Origin of the sequence: Streptomyces sp. NPDC003023 (genome assembly GCF_042888225.1) — a bacterium.
Lineage (GTDB): Bacteria > Actinomycetota > Actinomycetes > Streptomycetales > Streptomycetaceae > Streptomyces.
The window spans coordinates 88,633-102,156 of sequence record NZ_JBIAPL010000015.1 but is presented as its reverse complement, the minus strand read 5'-3'; the positions used below and the strand labels follow the sequence as shown (position 1 = coordinate 102,156).

Below are 13,524 nucleotides of genomic sequence, written 5' to 3'. Positions count from 1 at the left end.
TATTCACATACTCACCTTCTGAATAGTTGTAGTCAACAGCTGCGGCACGACTCGCCGGATGATTGGCTGGCGGACATGACTGTCGACCGCCGGGACCTGGCCGTACGAGCGGCCGTGGAACAGGGACTTCTCACCGAGGAACAGCCCGTCACCGCCCTCCTGGACGTGGCCGGTATCCGCGCGTCCGCGGCGGCGCTGCGGGCCGCCTTCGCCGCCGTCACCGACGCGCGGGTGCTGCACGCCTTCGCCGTGAAGGCCGCCCCACTGGTACCGGTCCTCGCGCTGCTGCACGAGGAGGGCCTGGGCGCGGAGGTCGCGAGCCCGGGCGAACTGGCACTGACCCGTGCGGCGGGCCTGCCGCCCCACCTGATCGTGCTCGACTCCCCCGCCAAGACCGTCGCCGAACTGAGGGAGGCGCTCGGCCTCGGCATCGCCGTCAACGCCGACAACTGGCAGGAGCTGGCCCGCGTCGACGCTCTCGTCGCCGCCGGACCCACCGGGTCGCCGATCGGCCTGCGAGTGAACCCGCAGGTCGGCGGCGGCTCCATCGGAGCGCTCTCGACCGCCACCCCGACCTCCAAGTTCGGTGTCGCCCTGCGCGACGAGGGCGCCCGCGCGCAGGTCGTCCGCGCGTACCTCGAGCGGCCCTGGCTGACCCGGCTGCACACCCACTCCGGCTCCCAGGGCATGGCGCTGACCCGGATGACCGAGGGCGTCCTCGCGGTGTACGAGCTGGCGGAGGAGATCAACACGGCGGCCGGCCGGCAGCAGGTCGACACCATCGACATCGGCGGCGGCCTGCCGGTCAACTTCTCCTCCGACGAGCACACCCCCGCCTTCGGCGAGTACGCCTCGCTCCTCGCGGAACACGTCCCCGGACTGTTCGACGGCCGGTACGGCCTCGTCACCGAGTTCGGGCGCTCGCTGCTCGCCAAGCACGGCACCGTCCTGTCGCGGGTCGAGTACGCCAAGTCCGCCGGGTCCCGGGCGATCGCGGTCACCCATGCCGGCGTCCAGGTCGCCACCCGTACCGTCTACGACCCCCGTTCCTGGCCGCTGCGGATCGCCGCGTACGACGCGAAGGGTCTGCCCAAGGCGGGGCCCGGTGTCGAGCAGGACATCGCGGGGCCCGCCTGCTTCGCCGGTGACCTGCTCGCGGAGAAGCGCTCGCTGCCGCTGCTGGAGGCGGGCGACGTGATCGCCGCGCTCGACACGGGCGCGTACTACTTCGCCAGCCACTACGGCTACAACAGCCTGCCGAGGACCGCCGTCCACGGCTTCACCACCAAGGCGGACGGCACGGTGCGGTTCGCCACCGTACGGGAGGCCCAGAGCATGGAGGCGATCGTCGCGGAGTCCGGCGGAGCGCAACGGGACGCACTGCTCGGCTGAGGCACCGCGCCCCGACACCCCACGCACCCCACGCACCCCGAGCACGCGGCACGCAGCGGGCCCGGTCACCGAGACCCGGGCGGCAGCGCCCGAGGAGCCGCGTGCGAGGCGGGGCGCCCGTGAGCGGCCTGCGCGCAGCACACGGGGCGCATGCCGCATCACACGGAACACAAAGGGGCAGGAAACTTCCCATCCGACCACGGGAGAGGTTTCATGGCCACATCCGCATCGGCGCCCGCGCAGTCACCGGACGGGCAACCGGCCCTCAAGCGGGCCATCGGACCCAAGCTGCTGATCCTCTTCGTGATCGGCGACATCCTCGGCACGGGCATCTACGCCACCACGGGCAAAGTGGCGGGCAAGGTCGGCGGGGCGCTGTGGCTCCCGTTCGCCATCGGTTTCGTGGTCGCCATCCTGACGGCGGCCTCGTACGTCGAACTGGTAGGGAAGTATCCGAAGGCCGCCGGCGCCGCGCTGTACACCCAGAAGGCTTTCAAGGTCCCCTTCCTGACCTTCATCGTCGCGTTCATGGTGATGTGCTCGGGCCTGTCGTCGGCGAGCGCGGCGGCCCGCGCGTTCAGCGGGGACTACTTCCAGGAGTTCACCGACGCGATCCCGCCGACGCTCATCGCGATCGTCTTCATCGTCGTCCTCGCGGGACTGGCGCTGCGAGGCGTGTCGGAGTCCGTGAAGACGAACGTGGTGCTCACCGTCGTCGAGCTGACCGGTCTCATGGTGATCCTGGGCATCGGCGCCTGGGCGGTACTGACCGGCGAGGGGGAGCCGTCCCGGCTGGGCGAGTTCGAGGCGTCCGGCACCGGATACGCGCTGATCACCGGCGTGCTCGGGGCCACGGCACTGGGCTTCTTCGCCTTCGTCGGATTCGAGGACTCGGTCAACATGGCGGAGGAGACCCACGACCCGGTCCGCACGTTCCCCCGGGCGATCTTCATCGGTGTCGCCGTCACCGGCACCATCTACGTGCTCGTCGCGCTGGTGTCGTCGCTCCTCGTCGACTACCGCACGCTCGAGGGGTCAAGCGGTCCGCTGCTGGAGGTCGTGAAGGCCGGCGGGGTCGATTTCCCGCCGAAACTCTTCGCGCTGATCGCCCTGTTCGCGGTCACCAACTCCGCACTGATCAACATCATGATGGCCTCCCGGCTCTGCTACGGGCTGGCCAACGAGCGGGTCCTGCCGCGCGCCATGGGGAAGGTGCTGCGCAAACGCCGCACTCCCATCACCGGCATCGTGTTCGTGACCCTGCTCGCCATCGGACTGGTGTCGACGGGCGAGATCGCCGGGCTCGGTGACACCACCGCGTTCCTGCTGCTCTGCGTCTTCGCGGTCGTCAACGTGGCCGTGCTCGTCCTGCGCAGGGACCGCGTGGAACACCGGCACTTCCGTACGCCGACGGTGCTGCCGGTCCTGGGCGCGATCACCGCGCTCGTCCTCGCCAGTCCGATGGCCGACCGGGCGGCGGACGTCTACATCAGGGCCGGCGTACTGGTCGCCATCGGCATCGTGCTGTGGGGTGTCAACAAAGTGGTGATGAAGGTGCGCCGCGAGGAGGAGGCAGACGCACACGACGGATAGGACGGGCCGGACCTTATCGGGCACCCGCATGTTCCGTTGGAAAATGCCAGAACTCGCCCCTGAGGGTGACACGTTGCGTAACCTCTCCGTCACTGCTGCGTTCGTGCGCGGCACTCCAAGGCGGGGAGGGGAGTCCGCGTGCCCGGAATCGACGAGTGTCTGCTGCAGGCCATGGTGGTGCCCGGGGCCCGCGGGGCCTCCATCGTGGACTGGACCAGCGGGCTCGCCCTCGGCTACGTCGGGGAGACACCGGGCGGCGACCACGAGGCGACCGCGGCCGAGACGGCCGAACTGGCCAGGATGGCGGCGGAGTACCCCTCGTTCGCGCCCGACGAGTCCCCGGCCGCCGAGGGCGACGGAGAGGCCAAGGGGTTACCCGTCGAGGACCTCATCGTCACCACCCGCACCGGGTACCACGTGGTGCGGTTCGTGGAGACCACGTTCGACAGCAGTGTGTTCCTGCATCTCTGGCTCGACCGGGAGACCGGCAATCTGGCCCTCGCCCGGCTGCGCCTCGCGGACCTCGCCGAGCGGCTGGTCCTCGGATGACCGCAGCGGCGACGGCCGTCTCCCCCATGCTGGCCAGACTGGCGAAGGAGAGGGCCACCGGCGTCCTCGTCCGTGACCACGGCACCCTCTACCTGGCCGACGGGCAGGTCGTGCACGCCGAGAGCCCGGCCGCACCCGGTCTCGACGTCCTGCTGACCGCCGGCGGCCGACTGGCGCCCGAGGGCTGGCAGGAGGCGGTGGCCGCGGCCGGCGCCCGCCGCGAGGTGGCGCGTTTCCTCGTCGACAGCGGACAGGTCGCCGACGGCGAGATGGAGATCTGCCACCTGGGCGCCCTGCACGACGCCGCGTTCTTCGCGCTGGCACCCGGCAGCGGGCCGACCCGCTTCCGCTACGGCGTCGCCCACTGGATGGGCACGGTACGTCCCGTACCCGCCGCGGCCGTCGCCCGCGAGGCCCGCCGACGGCGCGGGCTGCTCGACTCCGTATGGCCGCACCCCGAGGTCGACACCGCGCCGTTGCGCCGCCGTCCGCCCGAACACGGGGCGGCGGCCACCCCCCGACAGCGGGCCCTGCTGGACCTCGCCGACGGCGTGCGCACCCCGTCGGCGATCGCCCGGGCCGTCGGCCGGCCCGCCTTCAACACGCTGATCGAGGTACGGCGGATGGCCGCGGCCGGGCTCGTCGAGACACCGTCGGAGCCGACCGCGCACCATCCTTCCCCGCTGCCCGGCTGGGTCGCCGAGTTTCCCGCCGACCCGGACATCGCCCTGCTACGCCGACTCCGCGACGCTCTGGAGGCAAGCCTGTGACCCACCGCACGACCCACCGGGCCCCGCGCACACCGTCATGAGGCGCGCCCTGAGGCTGCGCGCCGAGAGGAGACAACTCATGACGGCGGAAACCGAAGTACTCGGCGAACTGAAGAGGCTGCGGGCCCGCGTGCCCCAGCTGACCGGCGTGCTCGCGGCGAGTGTCGACGGTCTGGTCCTGGCGTCGGACACCGCGGAGGCCGAGAGCGTCGCCGCGCTCACCGCCGCCGCTCTCGGGGTCGCGCTGCGGCTGACCGAGGCGACCGGGCAGGGCGGCTTCAAGGAGCTGCTCGTGCGCGGAGAGGCGGGCTACGTCGCCACCTACGCGGCAGGCTCCTCGGCCGTGCTCACGGTACTCGCCGAGCCCCGCGTCAACGTGGGCCGGCTCCATCTCGAGGCCCGCCGGGCCGGCGCCCGTGTCGGGGAGCTGGTCGACGCCGCCCTCGAACGACCCCAGGACGCCTGACATGGCTGCCTCCACGGACCCCTCCCCACGAACGAGCCGGGCCACCGGCACCCCGAGAACGCCCCGATCCGCCCGCACCGCCGAGACCACCGCGACAGCGACAACCAACCGACGGAAGGAACGTGCGCCTGCCATGGCCAACACCGAAACCGCGCTGAAGGAAGCCACCACCATCGAGGGCGCCATCGGCGCCGCGCTCGTCGACTACACCAGCGGCATGGCGCTGGGCACCGTCGGCGGCGGCAAGGATCTCGACCTCACCGTCGCCGCCGCCGGGAACACCGACGTCGTCCGCGCCAAGGTGCGCACGATGGAGCACCTCGGCATCAAGGACGAGATCGAGGACATCCTGATCACCCTCGGCTCGCAGTACCACCTGATCCGCCTGATGAAGAGCCGCGGCGCGGGCGGGCTGTTCCTCTACCTCGCCCTGGACAAGGAGCGCGCGAACCTCGCGATGGCCCGCCACCAGCTCAAGAAGATCGAGAGCGAACTGGAGGTCTGATCCCTTCCGCTCAGCGGCGCCGCGCCCCTCCGGGCGCGGCGTCACCGGCGGCGATCCCGGTGGTGCGAAAGCCCTTGACCTGCTTGCCCACCGGGCCCTTGGCCGGCCAGTCCGTACGCAGCCACAGCAGCGTCTCCTCGGTGCGCTCAAGCCTGCCGAGCCATACGGCCTTGAGCCACAGGCCGGTCCCCGCACCGGCGAGCACCGCCCCGCCGGCGGCCGGCAGCACCAGCGAGCCGGCGACGGCGGCCAGGAACGCGCACAGCAGCCACCAGCGCCACGGCCGCCGCGCCACCCGCAGCGTCACCCGCCGGTCCTGCAGCACGTCGTGCCGGCCGGCACGCGTCGCGCATCCCGCGAGGTGTGTGTATCGGCGACGGCGCGCGAGGGCGACCACGGCCGCGGTCACCAGGAACAGCGCCGCCCCGGCCAGGACCCCGATGCGGCGCCCCGTGAGCCCGGGCATCACCAGCCCGGTCCCGGCGGCGAGCACCCCCAGCCACCACAGAGGCGCCGCCCCCGCCCTCACGACCACCGCCACTCGCGCCAGCGACTGCGTCCCGCGCCCCACGTCCGTACTCCCTCCGAGAGATCGATGCTGTGGGCGCGGAGGCTAGCGGCCGTATCTGAGCGCCGTCTGAGAAAACGGCACGCCACCCTGGCCGGGCAGTGGCTACTCGGCGAAGAGGCCCCGTTCGGCGGCCTGCGCGTCGAAGTCCTCCAGCCGGGCCTGCGCATCCGGCAGGCCGTCGCACATCGCCTCGAGCAGGACCCGTCCGAGGAGCATCGGGGCGCACGCCGTGTCGAAGGCCAGACCGGTGCCGACGGCCGCCGGGATCAGCAGGTCGCTGTGGGCGGCGACCGGTGCGAACGCCGAGTCCGCGACCGTCACCACCGTCAGACCGGCCGACCGGGCGTACGCAAGGGCCTCGACGACCTCCTTCGGGTGGCGGGGCAGGGCGAAGCACAGCAGTGCGCTCGCGCCGGCCCGCCGGGCGGCGTCGATCCGGTCGGGCAGCATCGAGCCGCCCTCGTCGAGGAGCCGTACGTCGGGGTGGACCTTGGCGGCGAAGTAGGCGAACCCGCGGGCCTGCGACGACGCCGCCCGCAGTCCCAGGACCGGCAGCGGCCGCGACGCCGCAAGGAGCCGGCCGGCCCGCTCGACGGGCGCCGGCTCCGCGAGCATGGCGGCGAGGTGGCTCAGGTTCTCGATCTCGGCCTGCACGGCCTGCTGGTACTCGTTGTACGTCTCGCCTCCGGCGGCCGCCTCAGGCGGGACGATCTCGCGCAGATGCCGGCGCAGCGCCGGATAGCCGTCGAAGCCGAGGGCGACGGCGAAGCGGGTGACGGACGGCTGGCTGACCCCGGCGAGCTCGGCGAGCTCCACGCTGGACAGGAACGGCACGTCCGCGGCTCGGCGCACCATGCAGTGCGCGATACGGCGCTGGGTCGGGGTGAGCCGGTGCCCCTCGAACAGCAGCTGCAGTCGCGCGGCAGGGCTGTCGCTCATGCCATCCCCCTCGTCCGGCTCACTTATTCAGTCACCAAGAACTCTGCATGACGATATGCAGACGCGGCAAGCGCACCCGCCTCTCACCCGGAAACCGGGCGCGGCTCCATGAACTCAAGCCGGTTGCCGACCTTGTCGTAGGCGTAGAAGCGGTCGTGGCCGGGGAACTCGTCGTCCCACGTCACCTCGTGGCCGTGCGCCTCCAGCCGCTCTGCGAGGCTCCGCAGGGAGCGGACGAGAATGCCGGGGTGTGCCTTGCGGGCGGGCGTGAAGTCCTGCTCGACACCGAGGTGGACCTCGAGACCGCCACCGCGGAACCAGCAGCCGCCGCGCGCCGCCAGCACCGGCGGCTTCTCCAGCTCGGTCATCCCGAGCACGTCGCCCCAGAAGCCGCGGCACAGGTCCTCGGCACCCGGCGGTACGGCCAGCTGGACGTGGTGGAGGCCGCCGAAGGCGTGGCCTGCGGTGTTCTCTGCGCTCATGTTCCTCGTCCCCCTGAGGCTCACCCGGCACGGCACGCGACGCCACATCCTGGCACAGCGGGGGCGGCGGACTCCTGCTGTCCAGGGGGCGAAGACGGGGGCTAACCCCACTGACGCGAGGGCGGCACCGGCCGTAGCTTCTGTCCCATGGAAGCCCGCGACCCAGAGCTCAAGAAGGAGCTCGACGCCACCCTCCACGCCCGCCGCGAACTGGGCGAGGAGTACGAGCCGGCACTCGTCGAGTCGTTCCTTGAGAAGGTCGAGGAACGGCTCGACACCACGGTCGACCGCCGTGTCCGGCGCCGGCTCGCCGAGGAGCAGATGGCTGCCGCCAGAGGCGGTCCTCATCTGCCGGGCTCGTCCGACAACTTCGGGGAGCGCTTCGGCTTCGGCATCGTCACCATGATCCTGGCGATCCCGCTCTCGGCGATCGGCGTGGCCAACGCCGACCTGCCGGGGCTGATCGTCGCCTGGCTCGGCATCGTCGGCGTGAACGTCGCCCACGCCGCCCATGCCTGGCCCTGGCAGCGCCGGTCCCGTGACACCGGCTCCGACTGGGACGGCTGACGCCGGGCCCGGCCGACGGCGAGCAGCGACTCCCGCCGGGGCGACGCCGGTTCGGGCCCGCAGGCCGGGCCCGCAGGCCAAGGTCCACGGACCAGGTCCGTGGGACGAGGTGCGCGGGGACCGCCGCACCCCCGGCCCAGAAGGCCGGGAGCCGGGACGACAGCGGTCCCCGCGAGGGACGCCGACCGGGTCAGGACCGGCCTCGGCGTCCGGGGCGTCCGTGGAGGTCCGGGAGCCGCTCCGGAAGTCCTGTGACGCCGCCATTGGCGCCGGCCGGGGCACCTGCCCGGTCCCCCTGCCGACATCGACCAATGTGCCGGACGCGTGTTAAGCGGGTGCTGCGCGAACGTGACGTGCGCGTACCGATTGCGCGAAAGGCCGGGCGCCGACCGCTACTTGCCGCCCTTGGCGAGGAACGCCAGCAGGTCCTGACGGCTCACCACTCCCGTCGGCTTGCCCTCGACCAGCACGATCGCCGCGTCCGCCGTGCCGAGCACCGACATCAGGTCGGCCACCGGCTCACCGGAGCCGACCTGGGGCAGCGGCGCCGACATGTGCTTCTCCAGCGGGTCGCCCAGCGACGCGCGCTGGGCGAACAGCGCGTCCAGCAGTTCCCGTTCGACGACGGAGCCGATGACCTCGGCGGCCATCACGTCCGGGTGGCCGGCGCCCGGCTTGACGATCGGCATCTGCGAGACGCCGTACTCGCGCAGCACCTCGATGGCCTGACCGACCGTCTCCTCCGGGTGCATGTGCACCAGGCTCGGGATGCCGCCGTGCTCCTTGTCCCGCAGCACGTCACCGACGCTCGACGCGCCCTCACCCTCGAGGAAGCCGTAATCGGCCATCCACTCGTCGTTGAAGATCTTGCTCAGATAGCCGCGGCCGCTGTCCGGCAGCAGCACCACCACGATGTCGTCGGGACCGAGCCGCTCCGCGACGCGCAGCGCCGCGACGACCGCCATTCCGCAGGAGCCGCCCACCAGCAGGCCCTCCTCCTTGGCGAGACGGCGCGTCATCTGGAAGGAGTCCTTGTCCGACACGGCGACGATCTCGTCGGTGACGGTCCGGTCGTACGCGGAGGGCCAGAAGTCCTCGCCGACGCCCTCGACGAGGTACGGCCGGCCGGAGCCGCCGGAGTAGACGGAGCCCTCCGGGTCGGCGCCGACGATCCTGACCTTGCCGTCGCTGACCTCCTTCAGGTACCGGCCGGTGCCGGAGATCGTGCCGCCGGTGCCGACACCCGCCACGAAGTGGGTGATCCGCCCGTCCGTCTGGTCCCAGAGCTCGGGACCGGTGGTCTCGTAGTGGGAACGCGGGTTGTTGGGGTTGGAGTACTGGTCGGGCTTCCAGGCGCCCGGCGTCTCACGCACCAGCCGGTCCGAGACGTTGTAGTACGAGTCCGGGTGCTCGGGGTCGACGGCCGTGGGGCACACGACGACCTCGGCACCGTACGCACGCAGCACATTGATCTTGTCCGTGGACACCTTGTCCGGGCAGACGAAGATGCACTTGTAACCCTTCTGCTGGGCCACGATGGCAAGTCCCACACCGGTGTTGCCGCTCGTCGGCTCGACGATCGTGCCACCGGGCTGAAGGGCGCCGCTCTCCTCCGCCGCCTCGATCATCCGCAGCGCGATCCTGTCCTTCACCGACCCGCCGGGGTTGAAGTACTCGACCTTGGCGAGGACGGTCGCGGAAATGCCTGTGGTCACGTTGTTCAGCTTCACCAGCGGGGTGTCGCCGACGAGGCTGATCATCGAGTTGTGGATACGCACAATGTTCTCCGGGGTCTCCGTGATGGTTCGCCCAGCGTAAGCGGGCGGACATGGGATTGGGCGACAGTAGCTACGGGGCAGTTAGCTGTTGTAGGGCGACGAGACCGGCGAGGGCTGCGGCACGCGAGGCCGCGGCCCCGTGGGTTGCGAGGAGGTGGCTCGGGCTGTGTCGAGAGCGAGGGTGGCGCGGCGCATCGCGGCAGGCGCGGCATACGGCGGGGGCGGCATCGGACTGCTCGGGGCGGCGGCGGTCGGCCTGGTAGTGGCGGAGGTCCATCTGGCGAAACGCACGGTCGGCGACGGCAGGGCCCCCGTCCCGCCGCGGGGCGACGGTCTGTACGGGCTCACCTTCGGCCGTGAGAACCCTCTGCACCTCGGCATCATCGGCGACTCGACGGCCGCGGGCCAGGGCGTCCGCAGAGCCGGCCAGACGCCCGGGGCGCTGCTTGCCTCCGGCCTCGCGGCGGTGGCCGAGCGCCCGGTCGAGGTCCGTAACATCGCACAGCCGGGCGCTCGGTCCGACGACCTGGAACGCCAGGTGACGCAGCTTCTCGCGGACCGCTCCCGCACACCCGACGTCTGCGTGATCATGATCGGCGCGAACGACGTCACCCATCGCATGCCACCCACCCAATCGGTGCGGTACCTGGCCTCCGCGGTGCGCAGGCTGCGCACCGCGGGCGCGGAGGTGGTCGTCGGCACATGCCCCGACCTCGGCACGATCGAGCCGGTCTACCAGCCGCTGCGCTACGTGGCCCGCCGGGTGAGCCGGCAACTGGCCGCGGCGCAGACGATCGTGGTGGTGGAGCAGGGCGGGCGCACGGTCTCGCTGGGCGACCTGCTCGGCCCGGAGTTCGCGGCGAATCCCCGCGAGATGTTCGGGGTGGACAGCTACCACCCGTCGGCGGAGGGCTACGCGACAGCGGCGATGGCGATGCTGCCGACGCTGTGCGCGGTGCTCGGCCTGTGGCCGGAGACGGACGCGCTGGACGCCGACCGCGACGAGGACATGCTTCCTGTCGCCAGGGCGGCCGCGACGGCCGCGTCCGAGGCGGGCACGGAGGTCACTGGGGCGCGGGCGCCGTGGGCGCTTCTCAAGCACCGCCGACGCCGCCGCCTGCCCGCGTCGGAGGCCACGTCGCCCGCGGCCCCGGCCACGGAGCCCGCGAAGGGCCGCGCGGGGCGGGCCTGACGCCCCGCCCGGGGCTGGGCCCGGGCGGTTTCGGGGAGGGGCCGGGTGGGGAGGAGCCACCTCCACAGGGGCATAAGCAAGCGCCCGCTTAGAAAAGAGTCCCGCATCACACCATCCGTACGGTGACCCGAGCGGTACGTACAGGTAACTTCCCAACCAGCCCTTCCGGACCTTTCCCTCATGGAGCCGTGATGCCCGAAGCCGTGATCGTCTCTGCCGCCCGTTCCCCGATCGGTCGGGCCTTCAAGGGCTCGCTCAAGGACATCCGTCCCGACGACCTGACCGCCGAGATCATCAAGGCCGCGCTCGCCAAGGTGCCCGAGCTCGACCCCCGTGACATCGACGACCTGATGCTTGGCTGCGGCCTGCCCGGTGGCGAGCAGGGCAACAACCTCGGCCGCATCGTGGCCGTACAGATGGGGATGGACCACCTCCCCGGCTGCACCGTGACCCGCTACTGCTCCTCGTCGCTGCAGACCTCCCGCATGGCCATGCACGCCATCAAGGCCGGCGAGGGCGATGTCTTCATCTCCGCGGGCGTCGAGATGGTGTCCCGGTTCGTGAAGGGCAACTCCGACAGCCTGCCGGACACGCACAACCCGTTCTTCGCCGACGCGGAGGCCCGCACGGCCGCCGTCGCGGAGACCGAGGGCTCGACGTGGCACGACCCCCGCGAGGACGGTCTCGTTCCCGACGCGTACATCGCGATGGGGCAGACCGCGGAGAACCTCGCGCGCAGCAAGGGCGTGACCCGCCAGGACATGGACGAGTTCGGTGTCCGGTCGCAGAACCTCGCCGAGGAAGCCATCAAGAACGGTTTCTGGGAGCGGGAGATCACCCCGGTGACGACCCCCGACGGGACCGTCGTCAGCAAGGACGACGGCCCGCGTGCCGGCGTCACCCTCGAGGGCGTGCAGGGCCTCAAGCCCGTCTTCCGCCCCGACGGTCTCGTCACCGCCGGCAACTGCTGCCCGCTGAACGACGGCGCCGCCGCGCTCGTCATCATGAGCGACACGAAGGCCCGCGAGCTCGGCCTGACCCCGCTGGCCCGGATCGTCTCCACCGGCGTCTCCGGCCTGTCCCCCGAGATCATGGGCCTCGGCCCGGTCGAGGCGTCCAAGCAGGCGCTCAAGCGGGCCGGCCTGTCCACCTCGGACATCGACCTGGTCGAGATCAACGAGGCGTTCGCGGCGCAGGTCATCCCCTCGTACCGCGACCTCGGCTTCGACCTCGACAAGGTCAACGTCAACGGCGGCGCGATCGCGGTCGGCCACCCCTTCGGCATGACCGGCGCGCGGATCACCGGCACGCTCATCAACAGCCTCCAGTTCCACGACAAGCAGTTCGGCCTCGAGACGATGTGCGTGGGCGGCGGCCAGGGCATGGCGATGGTCATCGAGCGGCTGAGCTGAGCCGGAGCGGAGGGTAGGGGTCGCCTGAGGAACGAAGGCGGCACCTGCCCGCAGCGGTGGCGAAGCGAACGCGACCAACAAAGCGAGCGGCTGAGCCGATCCGGAGCGGAGGGTAGGGGTCGCCTGAGGAACGAAGGCGGCACCTGCCGCACAGGCCCTCCGCCCGGCACGGATCTCAGTTCGTGACTGAATCTCCCCCAGGATGTGACCTATCTCCTGGGGGAGACCCTTTTAGCAGGTCACAGCCGTCCCATGGTTAAACGCCGGGCACAAAGACCTGTCCAATTCGTGACGTAATGCACTGACAGGTGGCGCCGGTTCATCGCAAGCTGATGTAGAAGTCGGGGGGATCCGATTGAAACCGGGAGTAAGTCAGTGAGCGCCATGCCTCTTGCCCTGCTGCTGACCACGGCCGCCGCCACGGCCGTGGGCGCCGCTGCCCTGCACGCCGCCCACGGGCTCCGTAAGCAGGTCACGGCCCTGCGAGCCGAGCTCGCCGCGTCGTCCGTGCCCGCCCCCACCGCCTCCGTGCCCCAGGCCCGCAGCAGTGACGCCGCCGAGATACGCGCGGCCGTCGCCGAGGCGCTCGCCGAGGAGCGGGAGCGCGAGCTGGCAGAGGCGCGGGCCTTCTGGGCCGCGCAGGAAGCGCGCGACGCCGCTGACGCTTCGGCCCGCTACCCCGGCGACGGCTCCGCCTCCGTGCTGGGCGGCCTGTCCGGCATCGGTGACGACATGCCGCCGTTCTACGTCCCTCGGCAGGCCGACTTCGCCGGCCTGGAGCCGCTGGAGCCGCTGGGGTCGATGGATCTGGACGCGATCGACGGCCTGGACGACATGGCCGACCTCCCCGAGGTGACCGAGTTCGCGGAGGACTCCCCCGAACTGGCGGCCGCCCGCCGCCGGCACCCCTCCCACCCCGACTTCGTGCCGGTGCAGACCCCGGTCGTCACCGATCACGAGCGCACCGTGTCCAAGCTCGAGGAGCTGGCGGAGACCGGCACCGAGCTGGCCGACGTCCGACCGGGCCCGCTGGGCACGCTGGACGTGTACGTCTTCGCCGACGGTACGACCCTGTGCATGACCCCGGGCCACCGCGAGACCGCGGAACGGCTGGCGGACGCGCTGCGCGCGGGGACCGCGCCGGTGCTGCTCGGCGGGTCCGGGGTGTCCGGTGCGTACACCCTGACGTTCTCGTGCGGCGAGGAGAGCGTGTACATCCTCGCGGACCGCGTCATCGCGTCCCACTGACGCCCCTACTACCCACGGCCCCGCCCGGGCCCCGCAGGCGCCCGGCAAGGACCGGCGCGA

Annotated in this window: 14 protein-coding genes; 10 read left to right on the top strand and 4 right to left on the bottom strand. The window is 71.6% G+C overall.

Annotated elements, in window-relative coordinates; genetic code table 11:
- Positions 1 to 75 precede the first annotated feature (75 nt).
- The 6 genes from ACFYV1_RS32375 (at position 76) to ACFYV1_RS32350 (ending at position 5,275) form a co-directional block, all read left to right on the top strand.
- Positions 76 to 1,392 (top strand): diaminopimelate decarboxylase, encoded by a 1,317-nt coding sequence (locus ACFYV1_RS32375; protein ID WP_389399210.1) that lies wholly within the window; start codon positions 76 to 78, stop codon positions 1,390 to 1,392.
- A 213-nt stretch (positions 1,393 to 1,605) separates the two neighbouring features.
- Complete coding sequence (locus ACFYV1_RS32370) at positions 1,606 to 2,985, top strand: APC family permease (protein WP_389399209.1); 1,380 nt, start codon at positions 1,606 to 1,608, stop codon at positions 2,983 to 2,985.
- A gap of 138 nt (positions 2,986 to 3,123) precedes the next feature.
- Positions 3,124 to 3,534, top strand: a complete 411-nt coding sequence (locus ACFYV1_RS32365) for a hypothetical protein (protein ID WP_389399208.1) — start codon at positions 3,124 to 3,126, stop codon at positions 3,532 to 3,534.
- Positions 3,531 to 4,304, top strand: a complete 774-nt coding sequence (locus ACFYV1_RS32360; protein ID WP_389399207.1) for a transcriptional regulator — start codon at positions 3,531 to 3,533, stop codon at positions 4,302 to 4,304. Before ACFYV1_RS32365 ends, ACFYV1_RS32360 begins: the two co-directional genes overlap by 4 nt.
- A 79-nt stretch (positions 4,305 to 4,383) precedes the next feature.
- On the top strand, positions 4,384 to 4,770 hold the full coding sequence (locus tag ACFYV1_RS32355) for a roadblock/LC7 domain-containing protein (RefSeq protein WP_389399206.1): 387 nt from the start codon (positions 4,384 to 4,386) through the stop codon (positions 4,768 to 4,770).
- A 133-nt stretch (positions 4,771 to 4,903) separates the two neighbouring features.
- Complete coding sequence (locus ACFYV1_RS32350; protein ID WP_389399205.1) at positions 4,904 to 5,275, top strand: hypothetical protein; 372 nt, start codon at positions 4,904 to 4,906, stop codon at positions 5,273 to 5,275.
- A 10-nt stretch (positions 5,276 to 5,285) separates the two neighbouring features.
- Here the strand turns inward: ACFYV1_RS32350 and ACFYV1_RS32345 are convergent, their stop codons facing one another.
- The 3 genes from ACFYV1_RS32345 to ACFYV1_RS32335 form a co-directional block, all read right to left on the bottom strand.
- Complete coding sequence (locus ACFYV1_RS32345) at positions 5,286 to 5,846, bottom strand: hypothetical protein (RefSeq protein WP_389399204.1); 561 nt, start codon at positions 5,844 to 5,846, stop codon at positions 5,286 to 5,288.
- 102 nt (positions 5,847 to 5,948) lie between these two features.
- On the bottom strand, positions 5,949 to 6,785 hold the full coding sequence (locus ACFYV1_RS32340; protein ID WP_389399203.1) for a MurR/RpiR family transcriptional regulator: 837 nt from the start codon (positions 6,783 to 6,785) through the stop codon (positions 5,949 to 5,951).
- Positions 6,786 to 6,868: 83 nt separating this feature from the next.
- Positions 6,869 to 7,267, bottom strand: a complete 399-nt coding sequence (locus tag ACFYV1_RS32335) for a glyoxalase (protein ID WP_389399202.1) — start codon at positions 7,265 to 7,267, stop codon at positions 6,869 to 6,871.
- Positions 7,268 to 7,414: 147 nt separating this feature from the next.
- Here ACFYV1_RS32335 and ACFYV1_RS32330 point away from each other — a divergent pair, with 147 nt between their 5' ends.
- Positions 7,415 to 7,834, top strand: coding sequence for a hypothetical protein (locus tag ACFYV1_RS32330; RefSeq protein ID WP_389399201.1), 420 nt, complete (start codon positions 7,415 to 7,417; stop codon positions 7,832 to 7,834).
- Between the two features lie 392 nt (positions 7,835 to 8,226).
- On the opposite strand, the gene ACFYV1_RS32325 is transcribed toward ACFYV1_RS32330, so the two are convergent.
- The gene (locus ACFYV1_RS32325; RefSeq protein ID WP_389399200.1) at positions 8,227 to 9,612 is read right to left on the bottom strand and encodes a cystathionine beta-synthase; all 1,386 of its coding nucleotides are present in this window, start codon (positions 9,610 to 9,612) and stop codon (positions 8,227 to 8,229) included.
- 181 nt (positions 9,613 to 9,793) lie between these two features.
- Between ACFYV1_RS32325 and ACFYV1_RS32320 the strand changes: the two genes are divergently transcribed.
- The 3 genes from ACFYV1_RS32320 to ACFYV1_RS32310 all read left to right on the top strand — a co-directional run bounded on the left by ACFYV1_RS32320 (position 9,794) and on the right by ACFYV1_RS32310 (position 13,464).
- Positions 9,794 to 10,804, top strand: a complete 1,011-nt coding sequence (locus ACFYV1_RS32320) for an SGNH/GDSL hydrolase family protein (RefSeq protein ID WP_389399273.1) — start codon at positions 9,794 to 9,796, stop codon at positions 10,802 to 10,804.
- Between the two features lie 191 nt (positions 10,805 to 10,995).
- Positions 10,996 to 12,216: an acetyl-CoA C-acetyltransferase gene (locus ACFYV1_RS32315; RefSeq protein WP_389399199.1), complete on the top strand. Its 1,221-nt coding sequence runs from the start codon at positions 10,996 to 10,998 to the stop codon at positions 12,214 to 12,216.
- A 384-nt stretch (positions 12,217 to 12,600) separates the two neighbouring features.
- Complete coding sequence (locus ACFYV1_RS32310; RefSeq protein WP_389399272.1) at positions 12,601 to 13,464, top strand: hypothetical protein; 864 nt, start codon at positions 12,601 to 12,603, stop codon at positions 13,462 to 13,464.
- Positions 13,465 to 13,524: the final 60 nt, after the last annotated feature.

What these genes read in the sequence shown, in the direction of transcription:
- ACFYV1_RS32375 (WP_389399210.1), top strand. Translation starts at nt 76, where the DNA reads ATGACTGTCGACCGCCGGGACCTGGCCGTACGAGCGGCCGTGGAACAG.
- ACFYV1_RS32370 (WP_389399209.1), top strand. Translation starts at nt 1,606, where the DNA reads ATGGCCACATCCGCATCGGCGCCCGCGCAGTCACCGGACGGGCAACCG.
- ACFYV1_RS32360 (WP_389399207.1), top strand. Translation starts at nt 3,531, where the DNA reads ATGACCGCAGCGGCGACGGCCGTCTCCCCCATGCTGGCCAGACTGGCG.
- ACFYV1_RS32355 (WP_389399206.1), top strand. Translation starts at nt 4,384, where the DNA reads ATGACGGCGGAAACCGAAGTACTCGGCGAACTGAAGAGGCTGCGGGCC.
- ACFYV1_RS32350 (WP_389399205.1), top strand. Translation starts at nt 4,904, where the DNA reads ATGGCCAACACCGAAACCGCGCTGAAGGAAGCCACCACCATCGAGGGC.
- ACFYV1_RS32340 (WP_389399203.1), bottom strand. Translation starts at nt 6,785, where the DNA reads ATGAGCGACAGCCCTGCCGCGCGACTGCAGCTGCTGTTCGAGGGGCAC.
- ACFYV1_RS32335 (WP_389399202.1), bottom strand. Translation starts at nt 7,267, where the DNA reads ATGAGCGCAGAGAACACCGCAGGCCACGCCTTCGGCGGCCTCCACCAC.
- ACFYV1_RS32330 (WP_389399201.1), top strand. Translation starts at nt 7,415, where the DNA reads ATGGAAGCCCGCGACCCAGAGCTCAAGAAGGAGCTCGACGCCACCCTC.
- ACFYV1_RS32315 (WP_389399199.1), top strand. Translation starts at nt 10,996, where the DNA reads ATGCCCGAAGCCGTGATCGTCTCTGCCGCCCGTTCCCCGATCGGTCGG.
- ACFYV1_RS32310 (WP_389399272.1), top strand. Translation starts at nt 12,601, where the DNA reads ATGCCTCTTGCCCTGCTGCTGACCACGGCCGCCGCCACGGCCGTGGGC.